At 68.6% G+C, this 13,452-nt stretch carries 11 protein-coding genes; 5 read left to right on the top strand and 6 right to left on the bottom strand.

All coding sequences use genetic code 11. The annotated features are described in order from the left end of the window. Positions 1-112: 112 nt before the first annotated feature. Positions 113-1,369: an RNA polymerase factor sigma-54 gene (gene rpoN / locus TabM4_RS02050; RefSeq protein ID WP_434617700.1), complete on the top strand. Its 1,257-nt coding sequence runs from the start codon at positions 113-115 to the stop codon at positions 1,367-1,369. 41 nt (positions 1,370-1,410) lie between these two features. On the opposite strand, the gene mnmH is transcribed toward rpoN, so the two are convergent. Both mnmH and argE read right to left on the bottom strand, forming a co-directional pair. Then, complete coding sequence (mnmH, locus tag TabM4_RS02045) at positions 1,411-2,451, bottom strand: tRNA 2-selenouridine(34) synthase MnmH (protein WP_434617698.1); 1,041 nt, start codon at positions 2,449-2,451, stop codon at positions 1,411-1,413. Next, a complete protein-coding gene (gene argE / locus TabM4_RS02040) occupies positions 2,452-3,606 on the bottom strand; it encodes an acetylornithine deacetylase (RefSeq protein ID WP_434617695.1) in 1,155 nt (384 codons plus the stop codon). A 122-nt stretch (positions 3,607-3,728) separates the two neighbouring features. On the opposite strand from argE, the gene TabM4_RS02035 reads away from it, so the two are divergent. Beyond that, on the top strand, positions 3,729-4,364 hold the full coding sequence (locus TabM4_RS02035; protein WP_434617692.1) for a hypothetical protein: 636 nt from the start codon (positions 3,729-3,731) through the stop codon (positions 4,362-4,364). 318 nt (positions 4,365-4,682) lie between these two features. Here TabM4_RS02035 and iolG read toward each other — a convergent pair whose 3' ends face one another. The 4 genes from iolG to TabM4_RS02015 all read right to left on the bottom strand — a co-directional run bounded on the left by iolG (position 4,683) and on the right by TabM4_RS02015 (position 9,930). Then, positions 4,683-5,684: an inositol 2-dehydrogenase gene (gene iolG / locus TabM4_RS02030; RefSeq protein ID WP_434617689.1), complete on the bottom strand. Its 1,002-nt coding sequence runs from the start codon at positions 5,682-5,684 to the stop codon at positions 4,683-4,685. Between the two features lie 40 nt (positions 5,685-5,724). Then, entirely contained in the window at positions 5,725-6,507 is a 783-nt protein-coding gene (locus TabM4_RS02025) for an SDR family oxidoreductase (RefSeq protein WP_434617686.1), read from the bottom strand. A 235-nt stretch (positions 6,508-6,742) separates the two neighbouring features. Then, the gene (locus tag TabM4_RS02020) at positions 6,743-9,250 is read right to left on the bottom strand and encodes an ABC transporter permease (protein WP_434617683.1); all 2,508 of its coding nucleotides are present in this window, start codon (positions 9,248-9,250) and stop codon (positions 6,743-6,745) included. Beyond that, complete coding sequence (locus TabM4_RS02015) at positions 9,247-9,930, bottom strand: ABC transporter ATP-binding protein (protein ID WP_434621886.1); 684 nt, start codon at positions 9,928-9,930, stop codon at positions 9,247-9,249. The genes TabM4_RS02020 and TabM4_RS02015 overlap by 4 nt, the downstream gene beginning before the upstream one ends. A 10-nt stretch (positions 9,931-9,940) precedes the next feature. Here TabM4_RS02015 and TabM4_RS02010 point away from each other — a divergent pair, with 10 nt between their 5' ends. The 3 genes from TabM4_RS02010 (at position 9,941) to TabM4_RS02000 (ending at position 13,440) form a co-directional block, all read left to right on the top strand. Continuing rightward, positions 9,941-10,639, top strand: a complete 699-nt coding sequence (locus TabM4_RS02010) for an arylesterase (protein ID WP_434617681.1) — start codon at positions 9,941-9,943, stop codon at positions 10,637-10,639. A gap of 186 nt (positions 10,640-10,825) precedes the next feature. Beyond that, on the top strand, positions 10,826-12,250 hold the full coding sequence (locus TabM4_RS02005) for an FAD-binding oxidoreductase (RefSeq protein WP_434617678.1): 1,425 nt from the start codon (positions 10,826-10,828) through the stop codon (positions 12,248-12,250). Then, positions 12,247-13,440 (top strand): hypothetical protein, encoded by a 1,194-nt coding sequence (locus tag TabM4_RS02000; RefSeq protein WP_434617675.1) that lies wholly within the window; start codon positions 12,247-12,249, stop codon positions 13,438-13,440. The genes TabM4_RS02005 and TabM4_RS02000 overlap by 4 nt, the downstream gene beginning before the upstream one ends. The last annotated feature ends 12 nt before the right edge of the window (positions 13,441-13,452 follow it).

The following is a 13,452-nucleotide window of genomic DNA, read 5'->3' as shown; positions in this document are numbered from 1 at the left end:
GCCACCCCTTCCCGCCTAACGGCCCCCGGCCCTGCGCGCCATTACCCCGAATTCACCGCCGCGACCACAGCCCCCCGTTGCGGCCCAAGGTCACTCCGGCCTAGATATCCCCATGTCCACGCGCCAAAGGATCGAGGTCAAGACAACCCAGCGCCTCCACCTCTCGGCGGCGCTCCATTCCTCCATCCGCCTCCTCAAGGCCGATGCCGCAGGACTCACGCGTTTCCTCGAGGAACAGGCCGCCGAAAACCCGGCCCTCCTCCTCTCGCCCCCGCCCCCCGGCGACTGGCTCCCCCGCTGGGACATCCTCTTCCGTAGCGCGGACCCCGTCCCGGACCGCCTCGAAACCGCACCCGCCAGCCTGATCTCCCATGTCTCCGACTGGATCGCCCGCCAATCCCTGTCCCCGGCCGATGCCCGCATCGCCCTCGCCCTGACCGAGGCGCTGGAACCCTCCGGCTGGCTCGGCCAACCGCTGGAAACCATCGCCGCCGAAGCGTCCGCCCCCCTCCCGCAGGTCCGCGCCATCCTGCAACGCCTGCAACGGATCGACCCCCCCGGCCTCTTCGCCCGCGACCTCGCCGAATGCCTGCGGCTTCAGGCTCAGGCCGAGGATCCGGTGGACCCGGTCCTCCTCGCCCTGATCGAAAACCTCGACCTCGTCGCCCGCGCCGACCTGCCCCGCCTCGCAGCCCGGATCGGCCTGCCAGAGGCCGAGATCGCCCTCGCCATCCGCCGCCTGCGCCGCCTCAACCCCAAACCCGGCGCGCAATTCGATGGCCTCGCCGCCCCCATCCGCGAACCCGACCTGATCGCCCGCCGCGGCCCCGAAGGCTGGACCCTCTCGCTCAACCGCTCCTCCCTGCCCGGCATCGACATCCGTCCCGGCCGCGGTCAGGGTCAGGGCGCCGCCCGCGCCCTCCTCCGCCTGATCGAGGCGCGCAATTCCACCCTCCTCCGCGTCGGCGGCGAAATCCTCCGCCATCAGGCAGAGGCGCTGGACCACGGCCCCACCCGCCTCCTGCCACTCACCATGGCCGAGGTGGCCTCCGCCCTCGACCTGCATGAAAGCACGGTCAGCCGCGTCGTCTCTGGCACCAGCGTCGACACGCCACGCGGCACGATCTGGCTGCGCGCGCTGTTTTCGGCCCGCATGGGCGACGGCAACAATCCCGGCCTCTCCGCCCATGCCCTGCGCGCCCGCATCGCCGACCTCATCGCAAGCGAGGACCGCAGCCACCCCCTCACCGACGACACGCTGGCACGGACCCTCTCCGCCACAGGGGCCGTGATCGCCCGCCGCACCGTCGCCAAATACCGCGAGATGCAGGGCATCCCCCCCGCCCACCGCCGCCGCCAGCGCGGCTGATCCGGCAACGCGGGGGGACTGCGGCCCCCCGCCACCACGCCTCACATCCCGCGCACCACCTCGGCCACCCGGTCCGCCAACCCGCCCAGATCTTCCAGCCCCTCCACCGCCACCTCGGTGAAAGGCACCGCCATCCGCGCCCGGTGCTTGCCATAGCGCGGGTCGTAATGCCGCTCCATCAACCCCTCGGCCAGCGCGCCGAATTCCCCCGCCGCCACCATCGCCCGCCACTCCGCCACCTGCTCGCGCGAATGCGCCAAGGACAGCGACGCCACCACCGCATCCAGCCGCCCCACATCCGCCACCAGATCGGCATAGGCCCGCAAAAGATACTCCGCCCGCGCCGCCCTCGGTGCCTCGATCGACACGCGCGGCGCGGCAACCATCGCCCGCCACAGCTTCGGCGGCAGGCGGCAGTCACCCACCTTCGCGCTCTCCGCCTCCACCACCACCGGCCGTGACGGGTCCAGCCGCGCCAGCGCCAAAGCCAGCCGCCCCTCGAACGCCTTCTGCGACGGCTGCTCGCCCATCGACCCGAACAGCGACCCGCGATGGTTCGCCAATCCCTCCAGATCCACCACCTGCACCCCCCGCGCGGGCAGCAGGTTCAGAACCTCGGTCTTCGCCGATCCCGTATTCCCGTCCAGCACCACCAGCCGATGCGCAAAGGGCGCATTGTACAAAGCATCCACCACCAGCCGCCGCCACGACTTATAGCCGCCCTGCACCACCTCCACCCGCCAGCCGATCTGGCTCAGGATGGATGCAAACGACCCCGACCTCTGCCCCCCGCGCCAGCAATAGACCAAGGGCCGCCACCCCCCCGGCTTCTCGGCCAAAGGCCCCTCCAGATGCGCCGCCGCATTCTTCGCCACCAGCGCCGCCCCGATCTTGCGCGCCGAGAACGGGCTCACCTGCTTGTAGATCGTCCCGACCCGCGCCCGCTCCTCGTCATCCAGCACGGGCAACGAGATGGCACCAGGCACATGATCCTCCGCCCACTCGCTCGGCGCCCTCACATCGATGATATCGTCGAAATCCAGCGCCAGCACATCCGCCAGCGACTTCAGCACGACAGCCATTCAGAACCCCGCCTCGCAGCGCGCAACCAGCGCGGAAAGCATCGCCTCGCACCGCCCCATCTGCTCCACACTGACGAACTCATCCGGCTTATGCCCCTGCGCCATCGACCCGGGCCCGCAGATCACCGTAGGCACCCCCAGCCGCGCATCGAACAACCCGCCCTCCGTCCCAAAAGCCACCTTGATCGTCCCGTTCGCCCCCGTCAGTCCTTTGACGAAATTCACCACATCTGCATCCGACGGCGTCCCCAGCCCCGGATAATCCCACAACCGCTCGATCCGTATCTCCGCCTCCGGGAACTCCGCGCGCAGCGGAGCAACCACCGCCTCGCACCCCGCCCGCACCTCTTCGATCAACCCGGCCACATCCTCCCCCGCAAGCGACCGGATCTCCCAATCCGCCACCGCCTGATTGGGAACGATGTTCACCTGCACCCCACCCGACATCTTCCCCACATGCAGTGTGGTGTAAGGCACGTCGTAATCCCCATCCCGCAGCCCCTCCGCCGCCACCCGCGCCTGCACGCCCCGCAGCACGCCGACGAAATCCGCCGCCAGATGCAGCGCGTTCAGCGCCAGCGGCGCCAGCGCCGAATGCCCCTCGCGCCCCACGCAGGTCGCGCGCAAGGCCACCTTCCCCTTGTGCCCCGTCGCCACCGCCATCCCCGTCGGCTCCCCAACGATGCACATGCGCGGCCGGACAGGCGCACCCTCCAGCATCGTGATCATCGACCGCACCCCCATGCAGCCGATCTCCTCGTCATAGGACAGGGCCAGATGCAGCGGCACCCGCAACGGACGCCGCGCCGCATCCAACACGGCAGCAATCGCACAGGCCACGAACCCCTTCATGTCCGCCGTGCCGCGCCCGTAATAGCGCCCCCCTGCCTCGGTCAGCGCAAACGGAGGATAGGTCCAGGCCTGCCCCTCCACCGGCACCACATCCGTATGCCCCGACAGCATCACCCCGCCCACGCCCGCAGGCCCGACCGTCGCATAAAGATTGGCCTTCCCCCCCGACGCATCGGGGATCAGCACCGCCTCCACCCCCGCCTGTGCCAGCAGCCCCGCCACCCAGTCCATCAAGGCCCGGTTGGGCCGGTCGCTCACCGTGTCAAAGGCGATCAGCCGCTCCAGTATCGCGCGCGCATCCATTCCGGGGCCCTCCAATCACAGCCCCACCTAACCGCAAAGGACCGTGAAGCGGAACCCCCGCCCCTTCCCCATCCCCGCCCCCCGGTGCAAAGGTCGCATCCAGACAGACGAAAGCGAATCCCATGCGCCCCCTCCTCGCCCTCCTGCTCCTCGCCGCCCCCGCAGCCGCACAGGACACCGCCCCGCCCAGCCCCCGCGACGGCGGCGCTGTCGCGCAACTCCTTCACGCCCACGCCCTCTTCGACCTTGCCCTCGCGCGCAAGGACCCGCTCGCCGCGCTATCCGCCGCCCGCCTCGCCGCAGGCATCGCGGCCACCGACGACGACCGCACCCCCACCCCCCCCGGCGAACCCGTGCCCGCCACCTATCCCACAGCCGATGTGATGTTCACCGCCGCCAAGGCACTGGCCAAGGAAGACGACCTCGTCACCGACCTCGCCGCCCGCACCCTCGCGGAAACCGCCAACGCCCCAACCCTCACCATCATCCGCTCCACTCGCGGCATCGCGGCAGGCGAGGCGCAGGTGTGGCAACTCCCCTTCTTCGCGGCAAGCCCCGCAGAAATCGGCCTCCTCGGCGACGGCAAGGCCAATCTCGACCTCTCGGTGACCCTCGCCGAGGACATCCCGATCTGCCTCGACACCGCCCCCGCCGACCGCGCCCTCTGCACCTTCACCCCAGTCGAAAACGCCATCTTCACCGTGACCGTGACGAACCGCAGCGAAACCACCGCAACCTACAGCCTACTCACGAACTAACCCATTGATCCAAAACATTTGCTGCGCAGCGAGAACTGCAGCATCGCCATGCCCATGCTGCGCAGCGAAGCCGCAGAGAAACCGCCCCTTCGTCTCGGCCCAAATACCCAAATCCTCCGGCGCCCCCACGACCACCCTCGGAAACGAAGCACCACAGCATGCAGTCACTTCAACCCTGCTTCGTCTCGGCCCAAATACCCAAACCCGCCAACCATCCCGAACCCACACCCCAAACCAAAAACGCCGCGCAAAATGCGCGGCGCGTAGGGCGGGGTTCACCCCGCCTTGTAGGGGTTCACCCCGCCATCATCCAAGAACTCACATCACTTCCGACATCTTCACGACACGCCCCTCGGCGACCGATTTCACCGCCGCATCCGCCAGAGCAAGCGCGATCAACCCGTCCTCGCCCGAAGGCTCCGCAGCCCCCTTGCCGCCCAGCGCCGCGATGAAGGTCGCAATCTCCGCCGCATAGGCCTCGGTATAGCGCGTCATGAAGAAGTCATGCAGCGGCGGACGGGTATAGCCTGCCCCCGTCGCCACCTCGATGGACACCGGACGCTGGTTCTCGGCCGAGACCGCACCCTTCGACCCATGCACCTCGATCCGCTGGTCATAGCCATAGGTCGCGCGGCGCGAGTTCGAAATCATCGCCTGCCGCCCCGACGCCGTCTTCAGCAGCACCTGCACGGAGTCGAAATCCCCCGCCGCGCCGATGGCCGGATCGACCAGCACCGCCGCCGTCGCCACGACTTCCGCAATCTCCTCGCCCAGCAGGAAACGCGCCATGTCGAAATCATGGATCGTCATATCGCGGAAGATGCCGCCCGACCGCTTGATGTAATCGACCGGAGGCGCGCCGGGATCGCGGCTGGTGATCACCACCATCTCCACATCGCCCACGGTGCCCTTGTCGATCTCGGCGCGCACCGCGCGGAAATGCGGGTCGAAGCGGCGGTTGAAGCCCACCATCAGCACACCCTTATGCGCCCGCACGACTTCCAGACAAGCCTTCACCCGCGCGAGGCTCAGGTCGATGGGCTTCTCGCAGAACACGGCCTTGCCCGCCTTCACGAAACGCTCGATCAGGTCGGCATGGGTATCGGTCGGCGTGCAGATCACCACCGCGTCGATGTCTTTGGCCGCCTCGATCGCCTCGATCGTACGCACGTCGCAGCCATACTGGTCGGCAATCGCCTGCGCCGCCGGGGCCATGGCATCCGCCACCGCCACCAGCTTCGCATTCGCGTCGCCCGTCACCGCCTTCGCATGAACCTTGCCGATGCGCCCCGCGCCCAGCAGACCGAACCTGATCGCCATATGCCTAACTCCTTGGCCCTTGCCCATATGCCCCAAGGGATCACTCCCCGTAGGCCCCATTCACGTTCTGATCGAAATCCACCATCGCGCCGGTCATCACGCCCGACTCCGGCGACAGCAGATAGGACACCAACCCCGCCACATGCGCGGGCTTCACCAGCATCCCGAAGGGCTGCGCGGCCTCCGCCGCCTCCAGCCAGCCATCCCCCGCCCCATGGAAAGACCGCTGGATCGCATCCTCGCCTGGCGTGTCCATCCAGCCCACATTCACCCCGTTCACCCGTATCCGATGGGCGCGCAGCGCATTGGCGCTGTTCTTGGTGATATTGGCCAGCGCAGCCTTGCTGGCCGCATAGCCCGCAAGGAAGGACTGCCCGCAATGGCTGCTCATCGTCACGATGTTCACGGCACTCGCCGGATGCCCCGCCGCCACCGCCGCCTGCGCAAAGCGCTGCAGCGCAAAGAACGGCCCCTTGGCATTGGTGTCCATCAACTCGTCCCACCCCTCGGGCGTCGTATCCAGAATCGACCCGCGCGCCGTCGACGCCGCCGCATTGACCAGCGCATTGACCGGGCCGAACCGCATAAGCGCCCGCTCCACCAATTCCGCCGCCTCTCCCGCATCCGACATGTCGGCAGGCAGGAACCGCACATCCGCCCCGCTGGCGCGCAAGCCCTCCGCCGCCGCCTCACCCTTCAGGACATTCCGCCCCGAAATCACCAGCTTCCGGCACCCTTCCGCCACCAACCGCTCGGCAATCGCCAAACCAAGGCCCTGCCCGCCCCCCGTGATGACAGCAACCGTCCGCGCATGATCCGGCATGATCCCCCCCCAATGGAACGCCAAGCCCCCAAACAGAACTTCTATTCCACTTCCCGACAGCTTCAACCCGAATGTTCCAATCTGACGAAGATCGTCAACCGCCCCCGGATCGCCTCCCCGCCGAGAGCAGCGATTCTCTGCGAAAATCGCAAGGAGGAAGCTTCCAAGAAGCTTCCTCCCGATCCTTCGCAGAAGGATCGCCCCGAAAATTCTTCGCAGAAGAATTTTCCGAACCCTACTCCTTCGCCCGCAACACCTGCGCCGGCCGCGCCGCCAAAGGCCGCAGCGCGAACAACAGCCCCGCCGCCATGGTCGCGAAGACCCCGCCCGCCACGATCGCCACTGCCGAGACCGGCTCGAAGAAATACTCCGCCTCCATCACGAAAACCATCACCGCCCATCCGGCAAGGCCCCCCGCGACGATGGCCACGATCCCCGCCGCTGCCCCCATCAACCCCGACCGCAAGGCGAAGCTCGCCAATATCCGCCCCCGCGTCGCCCCCAGCGTCTTCATCACCGCCGCCTCATAGACCCGCGCCCGCTCCCCCGCCGCCGCCGCGCCGATCAGCACGACGAACCCCGTCACCAGCGTCGCCGCCGCCGCCCAGGCCGTTGCCGTGGCAATCGCCTCCAGCGCCTCGGTCACCCGGTCGATGGCATCACGGATGCGGATCGCGGTCACATTGGGATAGGCCTTCGACACATCCCGCAGGATCGCCGCCTCCGCCGCTTCCTCCGCATAGACCGTCGAAATGAACGTATGCGGCGCCCCCTGCAGTGCCGCCGGGTTCATCGTCATGACGAACCCCATCCCCGCGCTCGAAAAATCCACCTGCCGGAACGAGGTGATCGTCGCCGGGATATCCCGCCCCAGCACATTGATCACCAACTCATCCCCCAGCTTCAGCCCGATCTCCTCGGCCTCCTCCGCCGCAAAGGACACCTGCGCCGGGCCGGTGTAATCGGCGGGCCACCATTCCCCCGCCACGACCTTGGCATTCTCCTGCGGCGCGGCTGAATAGGTGATCCCCCTGTCGCCCCGCACCACCCAATGCTCCCCCGCCACCTCTTTCGCGGGCCGCCCGTTGATCTGCGTCAGCACCGCGCGCAGCATCGGCGCGCTTTCCACCTTGCTCACCGCAGGGTCATTCTGCACCCGGTCGAGGAACCCCTCGATCTGATCCGGCTGGATATCGACGAAGAAATAGCTCGGCGCCCGCTCCGGCAGGTCCGTCGCAATCGCTGCGCGCAGGTTGGCGTCGATCTGCCCCACCGCCGCCAGCACGCTCAGCCCCAGCCCCAGCGAAAGGACCACCGCCCCCGCCTCTTCCCTCGGCCCGCCAATGCTCGCCAGCGCCAACCGCAGCGCCACGCGCCCCCGCGCCAGCCCCGCCCGCGCCATGCCCCGCGCCAGCCGCCGCAGGCCCCATGCCGCCTCTGCCAGCACGATCAGCGCGGCAATCACCCCGCCCGCCGATCCCAGCGTCAATTCCCACGTCCCCGAAAACCAAACCGCCCCGCCGATCAGCAACACCGCCAGCCCGGCAATCGCCAGCAGATGCCGCGCCGCAGGCACCCCCCCGCGCCCCGATCCGCGATACAGCGCCGCCGCCCGCACCCCTTCGGTCCGCGCCAAGGGCCACAGCGTGAACAGGAACGCCGTCACCAACCCGTAGAACGCCGCCTCGATCAAGGGCAGCGGATAAACCCCCACCTCAGCCGGAAACGGCAGCGCCGCCTCGATCACGCCGCCAAAGATCACAGGCACCGCCGCGCCCAGCAAAAGGCCCAGCGCAACCCCGACCCCCGCCAGAACCGCGATCTGCATGAGGTAAATGCGAAAGATCAGCCGCCCCTCCGCGCCAAGCGTCTTCAACGTGGCGATGGTGGCGACCTTCCCCTCCAGATAGGCACGCACCGCCGCCTGCACGCCCACGCCACCCACGGCCAGCCCCGCAATCCCCACCAGAATCAGGAAAGACCCGATCCTGTCCACGAACCGCTCCACCCCCGGCGCGGCGCGGCGGCTGTCTTGCCAGCCCATGCCGCTATCGGCGAACTCCGCCTCGGCCCGCGCCTCCATTGCATCCAGATCCGTGCCCGCCGGCAGCAGCAGCCGATACTCCGTCTCGAACAGCGACCCCGGTTCCAAAAGCCCCGACCCCGCCAGATCCACCGTGCGCACAATCGTCCGCGGCCCCAGAGAAAAGCCGCCATTCGCGCTATCCGGCTCACGCAGCAGCACGCCGCCCAGCCGGAACTCCTTCACCCCCATCCGGAACCGGTCCCCGACCGAAAGCCCCATCCGGTCCACCAGCACCTTGTCCATCACCACGCCCGGCAGCCCCTCCACCGTGGCCAGCGCGCCGGGCAGATCGCCTGCCTCCAGCACGACCGACCCCAGCAAGGGATAGGCGTCATCCACCCCCTTCACCTGCGTCAGCGCCGTCTCCTCGCCAAGCGTCACCATCGACCGGAAATCGACGATCTCGGAAACCCGCTCGGCCACCCCCTCCATCCACGCCCGCTCGGCCTCATCCGCGAAGCGATAGGTGAACTCCATCTGCGCATCGCCACCCAGCAGCACCGCGCCCTGATCGCTCAACCCCTGCTGGATCGAGGCCCGCACCAAACCCACGGCCGCAATCGCCGCCACGCCCAGCGCAAGGCAGGCCAGAAACACCCGAAATCCCTTCAGCCCCCCGCGCAACTCCCGCCGCGCAATCCGCCATGCCAGACTCACGCCGCAACCTCCGGCGCGACACGCCCATCCTGCAGCCGCACCACCCTGTCACAGCGCGCCGCCAATTCCGGCGCATGGGTGACAAGAACCAGCGTCGCCCCGTGCCGGTCGCGCAGCCCGAACAGCAGATCCATGATCGCCGCCCCGTTCACGCCATCCAGATTTCCCGTAGGCTCATCCGCCAGCAAGATTGCAGGCCGCGGCGCTGCCGCCCGCGCCAGCGCCACCCGCTGCTGCTCGCCCCCCGACATCTGGCTCGGGTAATGCCCCATCCGCGCGCCAAGGCCCACCGCCTGCAACTCCGCCTCCGCCCGCGCAAAGGCATCCGGCACCCCCATCAACTCCAGCGGCACCGCCACATTCTCCAGCGCCGTCATCGTCGGCATCAGGTGGAAGGACTGGAACACCACCCCCATCTTCCCCCGCCGGAACCGCGCCAACCCATCCTCATCCATCGCCGTCAGGTCCTGCCCCAAAGCGCGTACCTCACCCCCCGTGGCCCGCTCCAGCCCCCCCATCAGCATCAGCAGCGACGACTTCCCCGATCCCGACGGTCCCACCAGCCCAACCGTCTCGCCCGCATGAACTTCCAGTGATATGCCCTTGAGGATATCGACCGGCCCCGCATTTCCCGCCAAAGTCAACCGAACGTCCCTCAGCGCCAGAACCGTACCGAGCACCGTATCCGTCATGAAAACCGCCTTCCAACTGTCCAAATCCAGATATGGCGCGCGCCGCACGCTCCGCAACATCACATTGGCGACAGCCTCTGTAACGCTCCTCGCCCTCGCCCCCGTCGCCGCCAGCGCCGAAACCACGATCGTGGCCTTGGGCGACAGCCTCACCGCAGGCTACGGCCTCCCCGAAGGCGAGGGCCTCGTCCCTCAGCTTCAGGCATGGCTCGACGCGCAGGGAACCGATGTCACCCTCGTCAATGCAGGCGTCTCCGGCGACACCACCGCCGGCGGCCTCTCCCGCCTCGACTGGTCCCTCACCCCCGAAACCGACGCTCTGATCGTCACCTTGGGCGGCAACGACCTCCTTCGCGGCCTCCCCCCCGCCGAGACCCGCGACAACCTCGACGCCATCGTGAAATCCGCCACCGAACGCGGCCTGCCCGTCCTCCTCGTCCCGATGGAGGCCCCGCCCAACATGGGCCCCGATTACAAATTGCAATTCGACGGCATCTACCGCGAGATCGCCGCCCGCTACGACGCGCAGATCACCCAACCCTTCTTCCGCATGATGTCACCGCAGGCCGACGACCTCGACGCCCTCCGCCCCTGGATGCAGCCCGACGGCATCCACCCCAACAAGGAAGGCGTCTCCCGCGTGGTGGCCAATCTGGGCCCCGCCATCCTCTCGCTGGCCGACACCCTGCCCGAGTGATCCGCCCCAAGACCCTGCCCCGCACAGGGGCAGCGTCACTCCCCCAATCCCCGCCCCGGCCTTCGTCTCGGCCCAAATACCCAACTTCGCACCGCCGCCCTCCCCCGCGCGTCGCCGGGGCCGCATCCCCTCTTGCAACTCCCCCGCGCCCGCCCGACAACAGCGCCCGACGATCGGAGCGCGCCCATGTCCCTCATCCCCGCCCTTACATCCCTCCTCGGTGAAACGAACGTCCTCACCGGCCAAGACATGGCCCGCCTCTCCCGCGACTGGATGGGCAACTACCAAGGCACCCCCCTCGCCGTCGCCCGCCCCGCCACCACCGCCGAGGTCGCGGCCACCGTCAAACTGGCGACAGAATACAACACCCCCATCATCCCCATCTCCGGCAACACGGGCCTCACCGGCGGCACCTTCACCGAAGCCGGTCTCCTCCTCTCCACCGAACGCCTGAACCGCATCCGCGAGATCCGCCCCGCCTCCCGCATCGCCATCGTCGAGGCGGGCGTCATCCTCTCGCGCCTCCACGACGCCGCCGAAACCCACGGCCTCTACTTCCCCCTCTGGTTCGGCGCGCGCGGCTCCGCCATGATCGGCGGCGTCCTCTCCACCAATGCCGGGGGCTCCAACGTCCTCCGCTACGGCTCCACCCGCGCCCTCTGCCTCGGGCTGGAGGTCGTCCTTCCCGATGGCCGCGTCCTCAACCTCATGTCGGAACTCCACAAGGACAATTCCGGCTACGATCTGAAAAACCTTTTCATCGGCGCTGAAGGCACGCTCGGCATCATCACCGCCGCCGTGATGAAACTCGTCCCCGCGCCAAAGGCCCACGCCACGGCCACCCTCGCCGCCCGCTCCCTCCCCGACGCGCTCCACCTCCTCAACCGCCTGCAATCGGCATCCGGCGGGCTGGTGGAGGCTTTCGAATACATGCCCGCCGACTACATGGCCCGCCTCGACCGCATCCGCCCCGACCTCGGCATCCCCTTCCCGGCGCATCGCGACTGCACGATCCTCGTCGAACTCGCCGCCACCTCCCCCGCCCTCACCACCGAAACCGACGGCGGCACCCTGCCCCTCACCGACCTGCTGGAGGAAACCCTCGCCCAACTCATGGACGAAGGCCTCATCCTCGATGCCACCATCGCCCGCTCCACCACCCAACGCGCGGCCATGTGGGCGCGGCGCGAAGCGGCGGCCGAAATCGGCGCGGCGGTGAAACCCATGATCGACAGCGACATCGCCCTCCCGCTCGACCGCGTGGAAACCTTCCTCACCCGCATCGCGCCCCGCCTCGCCGACATCGCCCCCGGCGCGGAAACCGTCACCGTGGCCCATCTGGGCGATGGCAACCTGCATTTCTCCGTCTATCCCGGCGATCCCTCCAAGGCGCTCTACGACCGCGTCATCCACGCGATCGAGGATATCGTGCAGGATCTCGGCGGCTCCTTCTCCGCCGAACATGGCGTGGGCCTGTCCAAGCTCAACTCCATGGCCCGCCGCAAGGACCCGGTCGCCCTCGACCTCATGCGCGCGATCAAGCAGGCCATCGATCCGCAGAACCTGATGAACCCCGGCAAGGTCATCCCGCCGAAAGACGCCTCCGAATGACCACCCTCGCCGTCCTGCGCGACCCGACGCTGCGCCTCATCGCATGGGCGCTCCTCTTCCTCGGCGCGCTCAATGCCTCGGTCTACCCCTACCAGTCGCTCGTCGGGATCGAACGCATCGGCCTTTCCGAACCCGCCTTCGCCCTGATCCTCGCCCTCGCTTCCGCCGTCTCGGTCACCGCCTCGGTCCTCCTCGGCATCCTGTCGGATCAAAAGGCCAACCGCCGCCGCATCGCGCTCTTCACCGCCGCCTCCGGCACGGCCGGCGTGGGCCTCATGCTGGTCGCCCCCTCGCCGCTCACCTTCCTCCTCTGCCACGGGCTGCTCTTCCCCGTGGCCTCCTCGCTCTATGGCCAACTCTTCGCGCTGGCCCGCCTCGCCCGCGCCGATGACGGCGCGGCGCGCGATGCCATCCTCTCCACCATCCGCTCCGCCATGTCGCTCAGCTTCCTCGCCATGCTGATCGTCTGGACCTTCGCCTTCGGCGCGGGCGTCGGCGTCATGGCCGTCTACCTCTCCGGCACCGCCGCCGCCGTGGCGCTGACCACGCTCCTCGCGCTGAAATGGCCCCGCGACGGCCAGACCGCATGGCAGGATCAACCCTCCGGCCTGAACTTCACCCGCGCCTTGGCCGAAATCGCCAACCCGCCCATCCTGATCCGCCTGCTGCTGCTCGGGGCCATCGCCTCGGCCGGAAACCTCTACATGATCCTGACCTCGCTGGTCTTCGAGGCCTCCCCCACCCGCGATGCCGGAACCACCGCGCTCTATATCGGGCTGGTCGCGGGGTGGGAGGTGCCCTTCATGCTGCTCCTGCCGCTGATCACCCACCGCTTCCGCCGCGCCACCCTCATCGGCCTCGGCACCGCGCTCTACGTCACCCATCTCGCCCTGATGCCCATCCTGACCGAAAGCGCATGGCTCTGGGCCCTGCCCCTGCTGGCGGGCCTTGGCGGCGCGGCGATCCTCACCCTGCCCATCGCCTATTATCAGGACCTGCTGGCAGGCCGCCCCGGCACCGCCGGGGCCATGCTCGCGCTGCAACGGCTTGCAGCAGAACTCCTCGCCGCTGCGGCCTTCGCCACGGGCAGCATCCTCGGCGGCAGCTACGCCACCATCGCCCTGACAGGCAGCGCCATCGCCCTCATCGGCGCGGCCCTGCTCTGCTGGCTCGACCGCGCCCGCGCCTGACAAGGACAACCC

Source organism: Tabrizicola sp. M-4 (assembly GCF_051132405.1).
Lineage (GTDB): Bacteria > Pseudomonadota > Alphaproteobacteria > Rhodobacterales > Rhodobacteraceae > Paragemmobacter.
This window is presented reverse-complemented; position numbering and strand designations above follow the sequence as displayed.